The sequence below is a fragment of the Martelella lutilitoris genome, assembly GCF_005924265.1.
Lineage (GTDB): Bacteria > Pseudomonadota > Alphaproteobacteria > Rhizobiales > Rhizobiaceae > Martelella > Martelella lutilitoris.
Map to the genome: position 1 here is coordinate 440,424 of NZ_VCLB01000002.1, position 17,308 is coordinate 457,731.

Annotated in this window: 14 protein-coding genes; 7 read left to right on the forward strand and 7 right to left on the reverse strand. The window is 63.6% G+C overall.

Annotated features, from left to right (window positions below; all coding sequences use genetic code 11):
• Nucleotides 1-163: 163 nt before the first annotated feature.
• Both FF124_RS04795 and leuA read left to right on the forward strand, forming a co-directional pair.
• Complete coding sequence (locus FF124_RS04795) at nt 164-1,354, forward strand: benzoate/H(+) symporter BenE family transporter (RefSeq protein WP_138747337.1); 1,191 nt, start codon at nt 164-166, stop codon at nt 1,352-1,354.
• Between the two features lie 310 nt (nt 1,355-1,664).
• Nucleotides 1,665-3,371, forward strand: coding sequence for a 2-isopropylmalate synthase (leuA, locus tag FF124_RS04800; RefSeq protein WP_138747338.1), 1,707 nt, complete (start codon nt 1,665-1,667; stop codon nt 3,369-3,371).
• A 55-nt stretch (nt 3,372-3,426) separates the two neighbouring features.
• Here leuA and FF124_RS04805 read toward each other — a convergent pair whose 3' ends face one another.
• Nucleotides 3,427-4,035, reverse strand: coding sequence for a hypothetical protein (locus FF124_RS04805; RefSeq protein WP_138747339.1), 609 nt, complete (start codon nt 4,033-4,035; stop codon nt 3,427-3,429).
• A gap of 333 nt (nt 4,036-4,368) precedes the next feature.
• Here FF124_RS04805 and FF124_RS04810 point away from each other — a divergent pair, with 333 nt between their 5' ends.
• A complete protein-coding gene (locus tag FF124_RS04810) occupies nt 4,369-5,031 on the forward strand; it encodes a CerR family C-terminal domain-containing protein (RefSeq protein WP_138747340.1) in 663 nt (220 codons plus the stop codon).
• Here the strand turns inward: FF124_RS04810 and FF124_RS04815 are convergent.
• The gene (locus FF124_RS04815) at nt 5,007-5,936 is read right to left on the reverse strand and encodes a metallophosphoesterase family protein (protein ID WP_138747341.1); all 930 of its coding nucleotides are present in this window, start codon (nt 5,934-5,936) and stop codon (nt 5,007-5,009) included. The two genes, FF124_RS04810 and FF124_RS04815, sit on opposite strands and share 25 nt — an antisense overlap.
• A 59-nt stretch (nt 5,937-5,995) precedes the next feature.
• Nucleotides 5,996-6,973, reverse strand: a complete 978-nt coding sequence (locus tag FF124_RS04820) for a glutathione S-transferase family protein (protein ID WP_138747342.1) — start codon at nt 6,971-6,973, stop codon at nt 5,996-5,998.
• Nucleotides 6,974-7,244: 271 nt separating this feature from the next.
• Between FF124_RS04820 and FF124_RS04825 the strand changes: the two genes are divergently transcribed.
• Nucleotides 7,245-7,745 carry a GNAT family N-acetyltransferase gene (locus FF124_RS04825; protein ID WP_246072173.1) on the forward strand — a complete coding sequence of 167 codons (501 nt, stop codon included), beginning with the start codon at nt 7,245-7,247 and terminating at the stop codon, nt 7,743-7,745.
• A 102-nt stretch (nt 7,746-7,847) separates the two neighbouring features.
• Here FF124_RS04825 and FF124_RS04830 read toward each other — a convergent pair whose 3' ends face one another.
• The 4 genes from FF124_RS04830 to FF124_RS04845 are packed head-to-tail and all read right to left on the reverse strand — an operon-like array spanning nt 7,848 to nt 14,638.
• Nucleotides 7,848-9,923, reverse strand: a complete 2,076-nt coding sequence (locus FF124_RS04830) for a hypothetical protein (RefSeq protein WP_138747343.1) — start codon at nt 9,921-9,923, stop codon at nt 7,848-7,850.
• Nucleotides 9,923-12,715, reverse strand: a complete 2,793-nt coding sequence (locus FF124_RS04835) for a DUF4159 domain-containing protein (RefSeq protein ID WP_138747344.1) — start codon at nt 12,713-12,715, stop codon at nt 9,923-9,925. The genes FF124_RS04830 and FF124_RS04835 overlap by 1 nt, the downstream gene beginning before the upstream one ends.
• Complete coding sequence (locus FF124_RS04840; protein WP_138747345.1) at nt 12,715-13,623, reverse strand: DUF58 domain-containing protein; 909 nt, start codon at nt 13,621-13,623, stop codon at nt 12,715-12,717. Before FF124_RS04840 ends, FF124_RS04835 begins: the two co-directional genes overlap by 1 nt.
• A 13-nt stretch (nt 13,624-13,636) precedes the next feature.
• Nucleotides 13,637-14,638, reverse strand: coding sequence for an AAA family ATPase (locus tag FF124_RS04845; protein WP_138747346.1), 1,002 nt, complete (start codon nt 14,636-14,638; stop codon nt 13,637-13,639).
• 155 nt (nt 14,639-14,793) lie between these two features.
• Here FF124_RS04845 and FF124_RS04850 point away from each other — a divergent pair, with 155 nt between their 5' ends.
• From FF124_RS04850 to FF124_RS04860, 3 genes are read left to right on the forward strand one after another with little or no spacing between them, the layout of a single operon-like run.
• Entirely contained in the window at nt 14,794-15,408 is a 615-nt protein-coding gene (locus tag FF124_RS04850) for a DUF1285 domain-containing protein (RefSeq protein WP_138747347.1), read from the forward strand.
• Nucleotides 15,405-16,043, forward strand: coding sequence for a CoA pyrophosphatase (locus FF124_RS04855; protein ID WP_138747348.1), 639 nt, complete (start codon nt 15,405-15,407; stop codon nt 16,041-16,043). The genes FF124_RS04850 and FF124_RS04855 overlap by 4 nt, the downstream gene beginning before the upstream one ends.
• Complete coding sequence (locus FF124_RS04860) at nt 16,040-17,305, forward strand: CCA tRNA nucleotidyltransferase (RefSeq protein WP_138747349.1); 1,266 nt, start codon at nt 16,040-16,042, stop codon at nt 17,303-17,305. Before FF124_RS04855 ends, FF124_RS04860 begins: the two co-directional genes overlap by 4 nt.
• The last annotated feature ends 3 nt before the right edge of the window (nt 17,306-17,308 follow it).

The window sequence follows — 17,308 nt, forward strand, 5'->3', positions numbered from 1 at the left end:
GGTCAAGCCCGAGCATGACGCGGGTGGAGGGCAGAATGACCATCAGGGAAACGCGACTGATGGCTAAACCGGAACCCGAGGGTAACGCGCGGAGAGGGGAAAGGCGGCTGCCTGGAGGCCGGTCCCCTATATACTGCAATGGCTTTCGCAGGTCGGAGGGGACATGCTCAAGGATTTTTCGGCGCAAAGCCTGTTCATGGGGCTGCTGGTCGCCTTTGTTGGCTTTGCCAGTTCGTTTTCCGTCGTGCTGCAGGGACTTGAGGGCATCGGCGCAAGTCCGGCGCAATCGGCCTCCGGGCTCATGGCGCTGTCGATTGTCATGGGTATCGCCGGTATCGTCATCTCTGCCGTCACGCGCATGCCCGTCTCGATTGCCTGGTCGACGCCGGGGGCGGCGCTGCTTGCGACGGCCGGAACGCTGCCGGGCGGTTTTGCCGAAGCGGTCGGCGCCTTCATCGTCGCCAACCTCCTGATCATCGCCGCTGGCCTGCTGAAGCCGGTCGGCCGGGCGATTTCCGCCATTCCCGCGCCGCTCGCAAATGCCATGCTGGCCGGCGTCCTGCTGGCGCTCTGCTTTGCGCCGGTCGAGGCGGTGAAGTTCGATCCGCTGCTGGGCCTGCCGATCATCATCGCCTTCGTCGTTGCCGGCGCCTTCAACCGGCTTCTTGCCGTGCCGGCCGCCCTTGGCGCCTTGGTGCTGGTTCTGGTTTTGGGCGTCGATCTTCCTGCCGGCAGCTGGGGCAATGTCTGGCGCGAGGCGGCGCCGTTGCCGGTCTGGGTCACGCCCGCCTTCAGCCTGCAGGCGACGATCTCCGTGGCGCTTCCGCTGTTCATCGTCACCATGGCCTCGCAGAATATCCCCGGGGTCGCCATCCTTGCCATCAACGAATACCGTCCTTCGGCCGGCCGGATGTTCTCGCTGACCGGCCTGTTCTCGCTTGTTGCCGCCCCCTTCGGAGGGCACGGCGTCAATCTTGCCGCGATCACGGCGGCCATGTGCGCGGGGCCGGACGCCCATGCCGACCCGAAACGACGCTACTGGGCCGCGATCGTTGCCGGCATCGGCTATGTGGTCTTCGGACTGATGAGCGGGCTGGTCGTCGCGCTGGTTTCGCTTGCGCCGCCGATTCTGATCGAGGCGGTTGCGGGCCTTGCCCTGATCGGCGCTTTTGCCGCCGCCGCCCTTGCCGCCTTCAAGGAGCCGGACGCGCGCGAGGCAGCCGCGATCACCTTCCTGGTTGCCGCCTCCGGCGTCGGCTTTTTCGGCATTTCCGGCGCTTTCTGGGGGCTGGCGGCGGGGCTCGCCATCACCGGCATCAAAGGTCTGGCGAAGAGAAGGCATGCCGGCGGCTGACGCGTTTTTTTGAATTGCAATCGGCGGCTGTTGCCGCTATGGAAATCGGCATGATTACGTTGAACGCATTTCGGCAGGGCAGGTTTTCGGGTGGCGCAAGCGCCGCCGCCGCCGTCATGCGCGCGCCAAACTCGCTCCTTCTTCTCGGCCTTAACAGCGGTTGCCGGGTCCTTTGAGGAGCGCCCGGCGGCCGGAAAGCCGCTTGGCACCAAGCGCTCCTTCATTCCCGAACAGTTTAAGACAACGAGAATGGCCGAAGCCTGACTGCGCCTCAAAGGCGGCAGAAGGCGGGCCGGATATGAGGACCACAATGGACGCGAAACATTCCACCAATGCCAAGGGCATGCCGCTGGCCGCCACCAAGTACCAGCCCTATCCGCAGATCGATCTTTCCGACCGGCAGTGGCCGGGCAAGCGCATCGAAAAGGCGCCGATCTGGTGCTCCGTCGACCTGCGCGACGGCAACCAGGCGCTGGTCGATCCCATGGGTCACGACCGCAAGGCGCGCATGTTCCAGCTGTTGCTGGACATGGGCTTCAAGGAAATCGAGATCGGTTTCCCCTCGGCCTCGCAGACGGATTTCGATTTTGCCCGCTGGTGTGTTGAAAACGGCAATGTCGGCGAGGACGTCTCGTTGCAGGTGCTGGTGCAGTGCCGTCCGGAACTGATCACCCGCACTTTCGAGGCTTTGGAAGGCGCGCACCGGCCGATCGTGCATTTCTACAATTCAACGAGTGAGTTGCAGCGGCGCGTGGTGTTCGGCAAGGATGTCGCCGGCATCAAGCAGATCGCCGTCGATGCGGCCAAGATGATCACCGACATGGCGGCAAAGGCCGGCGGCGGCTATCGCTTCGAATATTCGCCGGAGAGTTTCACCGGTACGGAGCTGGACGTGGCGCTGGAGGTCTGCAACGCGGTGATCGCCGAGGTGAAGCCGACGCCGGACAACAAGCTGATCATCAACCTGCCGTCGACCGTCGAGATGTCGATGCCCAACATCTATGCCGACCAGATCGAATGGATGTGCCGCAATCTCGACAACCGCGAAAACCTGCTGATCTCGGTCCATCCGCATAATGACCGCGGCACGGGCATTGCCTCTGCCGAAATGGGCCTGCTCGCCGGCGCCGACCGCGTCGAGGGCACGCTGTTCGGCAATGGCGAGCGCACCGGCAATGTCGATATCGTCACCATGGCGCTGAACATGTTCACGCAAGGGGTTGATCCGGAACTCGATTGCTCGGAGATCGAACGGATCAAGGACGTCTACGAATATTCCAACCAGATGACGATCCCTGAGCGCCACCCCTATGTCGGCGAACTGGTCTACACCGCCTTCTCCGGCTCGCATCAGGATGCGATCAACAAGGGCATGAAGGCGATCCGCGTGGCGAACAAGCCGGTTTGGGAAGTGCCCTATCTGCCGATCGATCCGCAGGACGTGGGCCGCACCTATGAGGCGATCATCCGCATCAATTCTCAGTCGGGCAAGGGCGGCATCGCCTATATCATGCAGAGCGACTACGGCATCAACCTGCCGCGCGGCCTGCAGGTGGCCTTCCGCGAACTGATCCAGAAGATCACCGACGAGGAAGGACGCGAACTGCCGTCGAAGCGCATCTATGACGTGTTCATGGAGCACTATGTCGACCAGCCGGACGGCCGGATCAAGTTCGTCGATCACCACACCTATCCGCAAGGCGCGGAAAAGGGCGTGCGCGTTGTGACGGCCGAGATCACGGACAATGGCGAGAAAAAGCGGATCGACGCAAAGGGCAACGGCCCGGTCGACGGCTTCATCAACGCGCTGTCGGCCTATCTCGGCATCAAGCTGACGGTCGAGGAATATTCCGAACACTCGCTCCACCATGGCTCGGATGCCAAGGCGATTGCCTATGTCGAGGTGAAGTATGACGGCGGCCGCATGTTCGGCGCCGGCATCAACACCAATATCGTCGCGGCGTCGCTGGAGGCGATTGTCTCGGCGGCGAACCAAATCCTCGCCGAGCGCGCGTAACCGCATCATGGCGGCGCCGGCAGGGCTGGCGCCGTCCGTTCCCTCAATTGCAATCTTACAGTTTCAGATAGGCCGATTGTGCGAGCGCCGGCATATCGGTGTCCGATGACGGGCCGACGATGGCGACAAGCGCGCGTTCGCCCTGCCACCAGGCGACGGTGAGATTGTCGCGGATTGTCTCCTGAACATCGGTGATCTCGTTGTCGAGCGTCGCCGGGCGCGCGAGGATGAAAACCGAGAGCAGGTCGCCCGCGCTGTTGCGGTAGAACAGCTCCACCCCCGGCGTGCGATCGATCGCGACGATGCGGGCACCCTCGAATATCCGTGCGCCTTCCTCGAATGTCGGGACGTTCATGTCGAGGCCGGTCGTGCGCTGGACGAGATCGGTGACGGCTGCAGTGTCTTCCGGCCCGATATCCGTGATCGGCTGGTATTTCCGGCCGAAGATGCGGAAATTGGCGCAGACATCGTCGATCCAGTCGGTCGACTGTTCCAGTGACAGGTCGACCGTCTCCGCAGCGCCGGAGCTATCGCGCGACAGGGTCGCGCCGACGGCGATGCCGATGCCGAGAAAGCCGCAGCAGGCCAGGGCCGGAAGCCAGCGTTTTCTGCGCTTCTTGCCACCTATATTCCCGGACTTGTTGGTTCTGACGGAGATGTCCATCGCTTCCTTGAAAATGAGAATGGTTTGACCGGATCCGGTCCTTGACGTCTGACAGCGCGAAGTTCGCGCGGGATATTGCCCCTTGTAAGGGCCGGAAACAAGGGGTTGGGTTCACTTTGTCGAACCAAGACTGAACCGACTCCGAACCGGCTTATTCGGGCATGATCATGGTCGGATCGCATTCTGGTCTCGCTGAGGAGAAATTGGGGCAGAAATGTGGCTGGAGCAGAACGGGGCCTTGCGGAATGGATCAATCAAGTGAACAATAGCGTTGAAGAAGAATAACGAAAACCGGGCGGCTCACCGCCCAACCGAGGGCAAATCAAACAGGTCATGACTGATAATCTGCAGGGAGCCGCAGCCACGCGTCAGGCGATCATTTCGACCGCTTTGCGCCTGTTCGCTGAATTTGGTTACAATGCCGTCTCGACACGCAAGATCGCAGAGCGTTCCGGCGCCAATATCGGCAGCATCGCCTATCATTTCGGCGGCAAGCCTGGACTGCTGATCGCCTGCGCGCATTATGTGATCGAGGCGATTTCGGAGCGGCTCGGAAGCGATGTTCTCCAGCCGGTTCCTGATGAGGTTGCGCCCGAAGCCGCGCGCGAGGAACTTCTCGAGATCGCGCTTCGCATGGTGACGCCGATCAAGGGGCGAAGTGACGCCGATGCGATTTCCGCCTTCATGATGCGCTTTATCACCCAGCGCAGCGAAGCCTTCGACCTGCTCTACGCGCAGGTTACAGAGCCGCTGCACACCCATATCGCTCAGTTGCTCGGCCGCGCGAGCGGACGGGACCCGGACGCCGAGGAGACCAGGGTGCTCAGCTTCGCCATCATGGGGCAATCGATGTATTTCCGGATCTGTCCGGATGCCGTGAAGAATGCCATGGGCTGGAACGGTCTTGGCGGCGGCGAATGCGCGAAGGTGGGGACAGCGCTGTCCTTGAGCATCAACGGGTTGATTGACGCCTATTCCGCCGCAGGCTCGGCATAGGAATAGGCGAATTCGGCTTCGGGTTCGATCAAACCGCTTGCAGCATCAAGCGCGTGCCGTTGGCAGTGCATTTCCCATTTTCCCGGCTTGCCTCTGACCGTGATCATGTTGAACGCCGATGGCGGCTTCTTGCCACCGGTGCCCTGTCCGGCGGCGGCAATGCCGATCACCGGCGTCTTGCCGTAGGGCGTTTCGATAAAGCTGACCGTGTTGAGATGAGTGTGTCCGTGCAGCACGAGCTCGCAGCCGCCTGTCGAAAGGGCCGCACGGAAGCGCCTTATGCCGAGCAGCCTCTTGTGTCTGGCGGCGGCGTCGCGCACTGGCGGATGATGGATCATCACGATGCGGAACAACCCATCCTCGCCGGCCTGGCGCAATAGTTCGGCCGTGGCTCTCGCCTGCTTCTTTCCGAACGTGCCGATCGCCATGAAGGGCGGCGAGGCGATGGCCGATGAACATCCGATGATCGCCACCGGCCCGCGCCGCCGCAGATAGGGGAAGGTCAGCGCATCCGACGTCTCGCTGAGCGGCCGCTCCGCATCCCCTTGCATGTAATCGTGCCAGGCCTTGGAGACCTTGGCGTAAGCCCCGCCGACATAGGCATCATGATTGCCGGGCACCAGAGAAACGTCCTTAGCCGGGCCGACGCTCTTCAGCCATTCGGCGGCGTTCTCGATTTCCTTGGTCGTCGCAAGATTGACGAGGTCTCCGGTGATCGCAAGGTGGTCCGGCGCTTCGTCGGCTATCGCCAGAAGCAGGTTTTCAAGCGTGTTCTTGCCCAGATGCTTGCGGCGGTTGCGGTGCCAGTTCAGGAAACCGGTAATGCGCTTGGAGACCAGCTCGCGCGGCGAGAGCTGCGGCAGCGGACCAAGGTGAATGTCTGAAATATGTGCAAGCTTGAACATGGAAAACTCATAGACGGCGAGGGCGCGCGTCGCAAGCGGGCGCGCCCCTTTGTCTGCCGTCAGCCCCTGTCTCGTCCGTGCGGCGCGTCGAGATCGAGAATCGGCCCTTCGGGCACGATGCCCGTCGGATTGATGTTCTTGTGAGAGCCGTAATAGTGGCGCTTGATGTGGTCGAAATTGACCGTCTCGGCGATGCCCTCCATCTGGTAGAGTTCCCGCAGATAGCCTGACAGGTTGGGATAGTCAGCGATGCGCTTCAGGTTGCACTTGAAGTGACCGACATAGACCGGGTCGAAACGCACCATCGTGGTGAACAGGCGCCAGTCGGCTTCCGTCAGAGCGTCGCCGACGAGATAGCGGTTTTCGCCGAGCCGTTTCTCCAGCATTTCGAGCGTTTCGAACAGCTTCTGCACATGCTCCGAATAGGCCTCCTGCGTCGTGGCGAAGCCGGATTTGTAGACGCCGTTATTGACCGTGTCGTAGACGATGGCGTTGATGTCATCGATCTCGCCGCGGAGTTTGTCCGGGTAGAAATCGAGGTCGTTGCCGGTCAGGTGGTCGAAGGCGGAATTGAACATCCGGATGATTTCGGCGGACTCGTTGGAAACGATGGTCTCGCGCTTCTTGTCCCATACGACGGGAACGGTCACGCGGCCGGTATATTTCGGATCGGCCTTTGTATAGACCTGCCAGAGGTAGTCAGCGCCGTTGATCGGGTCATCGGTGCCGCCGTCGCGGTTTTTGAATTCCCAGCCGTTCTCCAGCATCAGGGGATCAACGACCGAGACGTCAATGAAATCCTCGAGCCCCTTGAGCTTGCGGAAGATCAGGGTGCGGTGCGCCCAGGGGCAGGCATAGGCGACGTAAAGGTGGTAGCGGCCTTTTTCGGCTTCAAAGCCGCCTTCGCCGTCCGGGCCGGCAGAGCCGTCGGCGGTGATCCAGTTTCTGAATTGCGAGCTTTCGCGCTTGAAATGGCCCTTGGATTTCTTCGTGTCGTACCAGACGTCCTTCCAGACGCCGTCTTCCAGCATGCCCATCGGATGCTCCTTTCATTCCTCTCTTTGTCCTTTACATACGGCCCGGATAAAGCTTTGCCAGTGCTGAAACGTTTGACACTGTGTTCCGGGTCAACGGAAATTTCGCTTTTGCGGTCCGCGTGCTGGACGGGGCTGCGTTTTCCTGCTAGTGGCGAACGACCCACAAACTGGAATTTGTCATGCGGATCCTGCGACGACGCTGATTGAAGATCGAGAACCGGAGAACCCCTCCGGCGGCTTTCATTTGCGTAATTCCGACAGGCTCAAAATCATGACAAGCGAACTGTGCTACCTCCCCGAAGAGGTTTCCCACGAAAACGCCATCGAAGAGATCAACGACGAGGCTTTCGGGCCCGGGCGTTTCGCGCGCACGGCAAGCCGCATCCGCGAGCAGGGCCCGCATGATCGCGCGCTGTCCTTCGTCTGCCTGGATGGACGCGCAGTGATTGCCTCGGTGCGGTTGACCCCGGTCTGGGCCGGCAAGGCCGCCGGCCACATGCTCGGCCCGCTCGCCGTCCGCCCCTCCCACAAGAACCGGGGCATCGGCCGCAATCTGGTGCGCATTGCCGTCGAAGCCGCCGCAGGGGCCGGCTCCGAGGTGGTGATCCTGATCGGCGATGCGCCTTATTACGGGCCGCTCGGCTTTCGTCCCATCGTGCCGCCGACCCTGCTTCTGCCTGGCCCGGTCGATCCGAAGCGCATCCTCGCCGATCCGCTGGTGGACGGCGTGGAGGCGCGGCTCGTCGGCATGATGCGGTTCAGGGCCGATTAGGGCGCCGGGCGAAAAAGTGGAATCCGGTTTTTAGATAACCCGATGCGTAAAGCAAAAAGCTCTATTACCGGGCGGTTCAGTTTGGCCGCCCGGTGGTCCAGTTCAGGGTTTTGTTCGCCCCTCGCGCCACCAGGTGGCCGAAATCAGCGCCAGCAACGCGGCAAGACCGAGCAGCCCGTTGAAGAGCGGCAGCGAACGGATGCTTTCAAGCCGCGTGTCAGACGTTGCGACGATCGGCATGAAACTGTCATTGCCGGCCCTGAGCGGCCCGGATGTCACCCTGACAGGCGGCATGCCGTCGGCGATCCGTTGCACCAGCCCGTGGCTTTCGTTGGCAAGCGGCTGAAGGCTCTCGGTGGTCGAGATCATTGCCTTGAACTCCGGCGCATCGGGATCGCCGATATTGACGAGCCGGGTGAGGTCGCCGTTTTCGATCGAAAACAGGCCCATTTCGTTCACCGACGCCGAGCCGCGGAAAAGGCCGGGCTCAACCTCATCAAGCGGAACGGTCAACGATCGCCCGGATGGCGTGCTGACGGTCGCTTCGCGCGGGGCGTCGCCCATGGTCTGGCGGGTAATCTCCAGCCGTTCGCCGTCGGTCGTCGCCGTCAGCGCCTCTTCCTCCAGCGCCGGTTCCTGCATCAGCCAGTGGGCGATGCGCCGGTAGAGCGGCACGTAAGGTCCGCCGCCTTCGAAGCCGCGCGCCCACAGCCAGCCCTGGTCGGAGAGGAATTCGGCGACCCGGCCCTGGCCTTCGCGCGAGAGCACCAGAAGCGGCGCGCCGTCTGCCGTCATCACCGTCTCGCCGCGCGCGTCGCCGACCGGGATGGAGCGGAACCAGCGGCCCCAGGCCGGCGGATCTTCCGTGCCGCCCGGCAGATCGCGGGTCACGGGATGCATCTCCCCCGTCGGCGAGATGTCCGGATAGAACCCGCCTTCTGACAGCTCGCCGGTCGGGATTGCCGGCAGCACGGCGGAAAGCGGCGTCACGGCGATCGATTCCGGACCAGCGATCTCAGGGCCCGCGGCCACCAGCAGCGCGCCGCCATTCAGCACATATTGCGCGATATTGTCATAATAGAGCAGCGGCAGGACGCCGCGGTTCTGGTAACGGTCGAAGATGATCAGGTCGAAATCGTCGATCTTGTCGATGAACAATTCCCGCGTCGGAAAGGCGATCAGCGACAATTCGTTGATCGGTGTGCCGTCCTGCTTTTCCGGCGGGCGCAGAATGGTGAAGTGGACGAGATCGACGGACGGATCGGATTTCAACAGGTTGCGCCAGGTTCGCTCGCCCGAATGCGGCGATCCGGAGACGAGCAGCACGCGCAGGTTCTCGCGAATCCCCTCGACAATCTGGACCGCGCGGTTGTTCACTTGCGTCAGTTCGCCGGGCACCGGATCGACGGATAGTTCGAGAATGTTCTCGCCGCCAGTGTCGAGGTCGAAGACGTAGCGGGTCGAGATGTCCGGCGCGACCATCATCTGCGCGACGATGGCGCCGTTGAGTCTTGCCGTCACCATCGCCGGTCCCGCGCCGCCCTCCGCCTCGCTGACCGGTCCGTCATTGACCACGGTGAACTCCACCGGCAGGCTTTCGCCGACAAGGCCGAAACGCGGCGCCTCGTTGATCTCGATCCGGCGGTCATATTCTTCCGCCGTCCCGGTCACCAGCGCATTGACGGGAATGCCGGCGGGAAGGGCGGAAGCATCCTCCGGAATGTCGTGGATCTGGCCGTCGGTGATGAAGAAGGCGGCACCCATCCGGCTCGGCGGCACGTCGCGCACGGCATCGGCAAGCGCCTGAAAAGCCAACGTCTCGGCGCGTCCGTTTTCATTCGCGGTCGCGACCTCAACGATGCGGGGTTCAAGCGTCGGGTCCTCGGCGAGCCGCGCTTGAAGCCGTTCGAGCGCGGCATCGGTCTGGCCGGCGCGGTCTTCGGAAAGCTGGCTCTGGGAGCGGTCGACCACGATCGGCACGATGGTGGAAAGCGGCGAGCGCTCCTCGCGGCTAATGGTCGGGTTGGCGATCGCCGCAAGCAGAAGGAGCCCGGCCGCCGCGCGCAGCGTCGTGCCGCGCATGCGGGTCAGGTAGCCGAGCGCCATCAGCGCGAGAATGGCGGCAAGGGCGGCGAAGAGCGCCGTCAGAGGCAAGAGCGGGGTGAAAGTCAGGTCCATTACTGTCCCAGCCTTTCCAGAAGTGCTGGAACATGAACCTGGTCGGCCTTGTAATTGCCGGTCAGCATGTACATCACGATGTTGACGCCGGTGCGATAGGCGAACTGGCGCTGTAGCGGGCTTTCGGGCACGGTCGGCAGCATCGGTGTCATATCCGGATTGGTGGCCCAGGCGCCGGCGAAATCATTGCCGGTGATAATGATCGGCGAGACGCCGTCACCGCCGCTCGTCACCATGTCGGCGCTCGCTCCCGAACGGGCCTCGACCCAGAGCGGCGAACCGTCATAACGGCCGGGGAAATCGGAAAGCAGATAGAAGGAGCGCGTCAGCACATGGCCCTCGGGCACGGGCTCCAGGGGCGGTACGTCGATATTGTCGAGGATCGCCCTCAGCCGCGCCGTATTGGCGCTAACGGCGGCCTGGCCGAGCGGCGAATACTGATCGCGCGTATCAAACAGCACCGTGCCGCCATTGCGCATATAGGCTTCGATGCCGGCAATCGTCTGCTGCGACGGCATCGGCGCGGAGGCCGAGATCGGCCAGTAGATCAAAGGATAGAAGGCCAGCTCGTCTTCCGCCGGGTCGACGCCGACCGGATCGCCCGGCTCCAGCGCGGTGCGGTATGAAATGTAGTCGGAAAGCCCCTTCAGCCCGCGCTCCGAGATGCGGTCGACCTCGTCCTCGCCGGTGACGACATAGGCGAGATGGGTCTCGTAGAGCAGATCGGTGATTTCCGCATCGCTCATCTGGGCGCGGGCCGTGCCGGCAAGGCCGGGCGCAAAGGGCATGGTTGCGGCAAGAAACACCGCGAGGACAAAGGGCAAGGCTGAGCGTCGTGCCTTCAGGTTTGAGAATGCGCCGTTCATCGCCAGCATGATGAAGCCGTCGGCGATCAGGAGCAACATGGCCGCCGCAAGCAGCCAGGGCTTGAGGCTAAAGGCGCGGGTCTCGCCGATCGGCTGCAGACGGCTCCCCTCAAGCGCCGAGACGTCAAGCGGAGACAGCGCGTCCTGCGGTCCGAAGAGATTGACAGCGGTGAAGCCATCGGACGATCCATAAAGGCCGGGCGGGTTTTCCGGCGTGGCGATCAACGGTCCGCCGGCATCGGCAAGCGGGCTTGCGCCGCTCACATCGGTGGAAAGCGTGCCGTTGGCGACAAGCAGGCGGTAGGGGGCGAGAAGGCGCGCCGCCCCGCCGTCGGCGTCAACGGCCTGGCTTGCCCGGGAGAGATTGACGATCCGCCGCAGCATTTCGACGAAATAGCCGGAAATCGGCAGGTTCGACCAGTTGGGATCGGCCGACGTATGGAACAGCACCAGCCGCCCTTCACCGGAGACGCTTTCGGTGACCAACGGCGTGCCGTCCTGGAGGCTCGCCCAGGTATGGTCGGACAGGTCCGGCGCCGGTTCGGCCAGAACCTGGCGGGATACGGTGATGTCGTCCGGCACGGGCAGGCCGTAGAACGGACTTTCCTGCGGGAAGGGCGCGAGGTTTTGCGGCTCGCTCCAGCTCATCGCCCCGCCAAAGGCGCGCGCGCCGGAGCGTAGCCGCACCGGCAGCAGCGTGTCATCCTCCTCCGAGGACGCAAGACGCGGTCCGGCAAAGCGAATCAGAGTGCCGCCGCCCTCCACCCACTGCTGAAGCAGCGCATGGACATCCTCGCCAAGCGTCCCGACATCGCTCAGGATCACCACGGAAGGATTCTGCTCGATCAGCGCGTCGAGCTGTTCGGGCAGCGTGGCGGCGTCGCTCGAAATCAGGTCGGCATAGGGTGACAGCGCCTGGCGCAGGTAATAGGCGGCCGATAGCAGCGGCTGTGCTTCGTTTGCCGGGCTTCCCGAGACCAGCGCCACGCGGCGGCGCTTGAACCCGTCATCGAGAAGATGAACCGCGCCGGCATTGGACGCGCCGTCGATCGCGATGCGGGCAAAGTCATTGCGCACCTCGAAGGGCGCGCGGATCTCGGCGGTCGCCGCCTTCGTCCCGGCTTCGAAGAGTAGCGGGCCGGTCGCGATCACGCGTCCCTGCAGGTCATAGGCATTGACGGAAAGTTCCGCGCGCGGCCCGGTCTCAGCGCGCACGGCCGTGATCCTGCTTGCTGCAGCGCCATTGTCGATCGCGGTGAGGGCGGCGGGAAGGGCGCGGTTTGCGCGCATCACCAGAAGGTCGTCCGCGCCGGTGCTGTTCAGCACGTCGAAAGCGGCCCGGTCATCCGGTCCCGACAATCCGTCGGCAAGGAAGGCAATGGTGCCGGGCGTCTTTCCGTCCAGAGCCTCGACAAGCGCCGTAGCTGCGGGCAGCCGGTCGGGGCGGGCGGCCTGCGGTTCGGCGGCGGCAAGCCTCTGGCGCGCTTCATTTGCCGAGACCGGTCGCGGATCGCCGGACTTGTCGGCGGTGAAGGCGAGAGCTACGGGCAGGTCTGCGCGGCCCGCAGCCTCGATCAGCGCATCGGCCGCCGCCGCGCGCGCCTCCCAGTCCTCGGCGCTTACCCAGCCATTGTCGATCAGGAGCGCCAGCGGTCCGCCGGCCGAAAGCGTGGTGCGATCCGGATTGATCACCGGATTGGCGATGGCGAGGATGACGAACGTGGCCAGAGCCATCCTCAGCAGCGTCAGCCACCACGGGCTCTTGGCCGGCGTCTCGTCGCGCCTTGCCAGTCTGAGCAGGATGGCGAGCGGCGGAAACACCTCGCGGCGCGGGCGCGGCGGCGTCAGCTTGAGGAGCCACCAGATCGCCGGCAGGACGACGAGGGCCGCAAGTACGAACGGGCTCAGGAATTCAAAGCCGCCCATCAGCGCTGTCCCCCGCTGATGCCGGAAAGGCGCATATGCAGCGCCGTCAACGCTTCGGAGGCAGGCCTGTCGGTATGGTGGGTGAAAAAGCTCCAGCCGGAACGCCGGGCCGTCTGCGAAATCAGGTCGCGGCGGGCGAGATACTGCTCCAGATAGGCCTCCCGCAGGCTCTCGGCTCGGCCGAGCGTGAGTTCCCGGCCCGTTTCCGGATCGGCAAAGGCGGTGCGACCGTTATAGGGAAAATTCTCCTCAGCCGGGTCGGCCACTTCCACAAGGTGCGCCTTCAGCCCGCGTTCGGAAAGCGGGGCGATCTTTGAAAACAGCGCTTCCGGATCATCGAGGAAATCGCCGATGACGATGAGTTCGGAGGGGCCGCGCATCATCTGCGTATCCGGAAGGACCGCAGGGATTTCGGTTGCCGCGGCCAGGTGATGGGCGAGTTTTTCGGCGCCGTTGCGGCTGGCCACCGGCTCCATCAGTCCGGGATAGCCGACCCGCTCGCCCGAGCGCAGCAGGGTTTCGGCAATGGCCAGCAGCAGCACGAGGGCGCGGTGTTCCTTGGAAACCGGGGCCGCTTCGGAGCGGAACTGCATGGACGGCGAAAGGTCGGCGAAGAGCCAGACGGTATGCGCCGCCTCCCATTCCATGTCCCGCACATAGGTGTGGTCGTCGCGGGCCGAACGTCGCCAGTCGATCCGCATCAGCGATTCGCCCGGCGCGTAGGGACGGAACTGCCAGAAATTCTCGCCCGGTCCCCGTCGTCTGCGTCCGTGCCAGCCGGCAATCACCGTGTTGGCGATCCGGCGCGCCTCGATCAGGCAGTCGGGCAGAAGGCTTGCGCGCCGCTTGCCTTCGGCGAGGGCAGAATTGCGGGCGGTTGGCGGTGTCGTTTGTCCGATCGGGGCCAAGGGCGGCTGCCTGTCAGTTGAAGTCGCGCTTTGCGATGGTGGCGATGACGTCGGTGACGGTGATGCCTTCGGCGCGGGCGGCAAAGGTCAGCGCCATGCGGTGCTGGAGCACCGGCGCGGCAAGCGCCTTCACGTCGTCCACCGAGGGCGCGAGCCGGCCCTGATAGAGTGCGCGGGCGCGCGCCGTCAGCATCAACGCCTGGCCGGCGCGGGGGCCCGGCCCCCAGGCCACATTGCGGTCGGTTTCCTCAAACCCTTCGCCGGGGCGGGCTGCGCGAACCAGGTCAAGAATGGCTTCGAGCACGCTCTCGCTGACCGGCATCTTGCGGATCAGCGACTGGATCTCCATCAGCCGTTCGCCGGTAATGACAGGGCTTGCGGTTTCCTCCGCGGCGCCCGTCGTCTCGAGCAGAATGCGCCGTTCCGAGGCGATGTCGGGATAGCCGACATTGACCTGCAGCAGGAAGCGGTCAAGCTGGGCTTCGGGCAGGGGGTAGGTGCCTTCCTGCTCCAGCGGGTTCTGGGTGGCGAGCACATGGAAGGGGCGCGGCAAGTCGTAATGCTGGCCGGCAATGGTGACGGAATATTCCTGCATGGATTGCAAAAGCGCCGACTGGGTGCGCGGCGAGGCGCGGTTGATCTCGTCGGCCATCAGCAATTGCGCGAAGACCGGGCCCTTGATGAAACGGAAGGAGCGGCGTCCGGTCTCGCTTTCCTCCAGCACTTCGGAGCCGAGAATATCCGACGGCATCAGGTCGGGCGTGAACTGGATGCGGTTGCCCGCAAGGCCGAGAACGGTGCCGAGCGTGGTCACCAGCTTGGTCTTGGCAAGCCCCGGCACGCCGACGAGCAGCGCATGCCCGCCGGAAAGCACGGCCAGAAGCACGCTTTCCACGACATTTTCCTGACCATAGATGACCTTGGAGACTTCGGCCTTCACCTTCTGGATGTCGTCAAGCGCCCTTTCGGCCTCTGCCACGATTGCTTCAGTCGTATTCGTGTCAGTCGCATCCATGCACATGTCTCCGCGGCCTCGGGCCAGTTCGGGGTTTCCGGGCGGTTGCCGGTTCGTCATTCGAAAAGGATAATCACCTGCTGGCGGCTGACAAGCCGGTTTGGAATGACTATTTCGAGAGCGAACAATATTCGACCCGAAACTGGGACGGAAAGATGACGGACGGGACACAACCATCGACGGGAGGCGCTTCGGGCCTGGCTTCGGCGATCGCGCGCCAGCTTGAGGGCGGGGGAAAGCGCGCGCCCGCGCCGGTGGAAAAATGGGATCCGCCATTTTGCGGCGACCTCGACATGGAAATCCGCCGCGACGGCACCTGGTTCTACCAAGGGACGCCGATCGGCCGGGCGGCGCTCGCGCATCTGTTCTCGACGGTCTTGCGCAAGGACGACGATGGCGAGACCTATCTGGTGACGCCGGTCGAGAAGGTTCGCATCCGCGTCGAGGACGCCCCCTTTGTCGCCGTCACGATGACGGTCTCGGGCAAGGGTGAGGAACAACTTCTGTCGGTGCGTACAAATATGGGCGATGTCGTGGAAATCGGCGCCGGGCACCCGCTGCGCTTCAACGTTTCCGGCGAGAATGCGGAGCTGAAGCCCTATGTCCGGGTCAGAGGGCGGTTGGAGGCGCTGTTTTCGCGCGCGCTCACCTATGACCTTGTGGCGCTTGGCGAGGAGGTCGAGATCGACGGTCGGGCGATGTTTGCGGTTCGCTCCGCGGGAGCGCTTTTCCCGGTGATGGAAATGGCGAAGCTGGAGAAGGCACTGTGAACGCATCAGCCCACCACTTCGCTGCGGCGAGCTTCCGCCAGCGTGCCCTCAGGCAGCGCGGCAAGCCCCTGGAACATGCCTGGCGCGATCATGGCGACCACGCGCTCAACCCGGATCTCTTCGCCTATTACGAAGATCTCGACATGCGTTCGGCTGCCGTGCTGGTTCCGGTTGTCGACTATGGCGACGAGGCGCGGGTGATCTTCACCCGCCGGACCACGAAGCTCAGAAAGCATTCCGGCCAGATCGCCTTCCCGGGCGGCTCGATCGATCCGGAAGACCGTTCGCCGGAGGATGCGGCGCTGCGCGAATGCGAGGAGGAAATCGGCCTTGACCGCCATTTCGTCCAGCCGGTCGCGCGCCTGCCGGATTACCTCGCCGGGACCGGTTTCAGGATCACGCCGATCCTGTCGGTCGTGCGGCCGGGTTTTTCGCTCACGGCCAACCCGGATGAGGTGGATCACATCTTCGAAGTGCCGCTCGGCTTCATCATGGACCCGGCCAATCACGAGCATCGCAGCGGCGTGCTCGGCGGCAGGACGCGGCACTACTACGAGATCAATTACGGCGATCACCGGATCTGGGGCATTACCGCCGGCATCGTCAGGACAATTTATGAAAGGCTTTATGCGTGAAGACGGTCAGCGACGATCCATGGTTTCAGGAACACCGGCTTCAGAAGGTTCTGGACGCGCTCAACGGCGATGGCGGCGAAACGCGCGTTGTCGGTGGCGCGGTGCGCAACGCGCTGATGGGCATGGCCGTCGGTGATATCGACATGGCGAGCACGCTTGTGCCGGAGGATGTGACCGCGCGGGCGAAGAAAGCCGGAATGAAGCCGGTGCCGACAGGTATCGACCATGGCACGGTGACGGTTGTGTGCGAGGGCAAGCCCTTCGAAGTCACGACGCTGCGCGCGGACGTTGAAACCTTCGGACGACATGCCACGGTGCGGTTCGGAACCGACTGGGCCGAGGATGCTGAACGCCGCGACCTGACGATCAACGCGCTTTATGCCGACAGGGACGGCAGTGTGATCGACCTCGTGGGAGGCCTTGCCGATATCGAGACCCGCACCGTCCGCTTCATCGGCGAGGCGGACACCCGGATCACCGAGGACTATCTCAGGATCCTGCGTTTCTTCCGTTTCTTTGCCTGGTATGGCGGCGGCAGGCCCGATGCGGCCGGGTTGAAGGCAAGCGTGCGCCACCGCGACGGGCTGAAGTCGCTTTCGGCCGAACGGGTGTGGGCGGAAACGAAGAAGCTGCTCGCCGCCGATGATCCCTCGCGCGCCTTGTTGTGGATGCGCCAGACGGGCGTTTTGACAATCGTCTTGCCGGAAACCGAGAAGTGGGGGATCGACGCGGTTGCGGGGTTGATCGACGCAGAGACGCATTTCGGCTGGACGCCGGATCCGCTCTTGAGGCTTGCCGCGATCGTGCCGCCTTATGACGTGCGGCTAAAGGAAATGGCCGAACGGCTGAAATTTTCCAATGCCGAACGTGACCTGATGCTCTCCTTCGCTTCTGCGCCCGTCATCACGGCCTCGACCTTGGCGGCGCAGTTGCGCCGGCTGATTTATACGCATGGAAAGCAGGGTCTTCTGATGCGACTGAAGCTCTCGCTTGCCGGTGCACGGACGAGGGCGGCAGGCGGCGATGCCGACGCAATCGCCGAGGCGGCGGGTTACGTGCGCCTGGTCGAAGTTGCCGAGAGCTGGGAAAAACCGGAGATGCCGGTTTCCGGCGGCGATATCGTCAAGGCCGGCGTTCCGGCGGGCCCCGAGGTGGGGCGAATTCTGGCAAGCCTGGAAAGGCAATGGGTGGAAAGCGATTTCGAACTGAACCGGGCAGCACTCGCCGCCCGGATTGATGCGTTGATGAAAGGTCAGGGCTGAGCC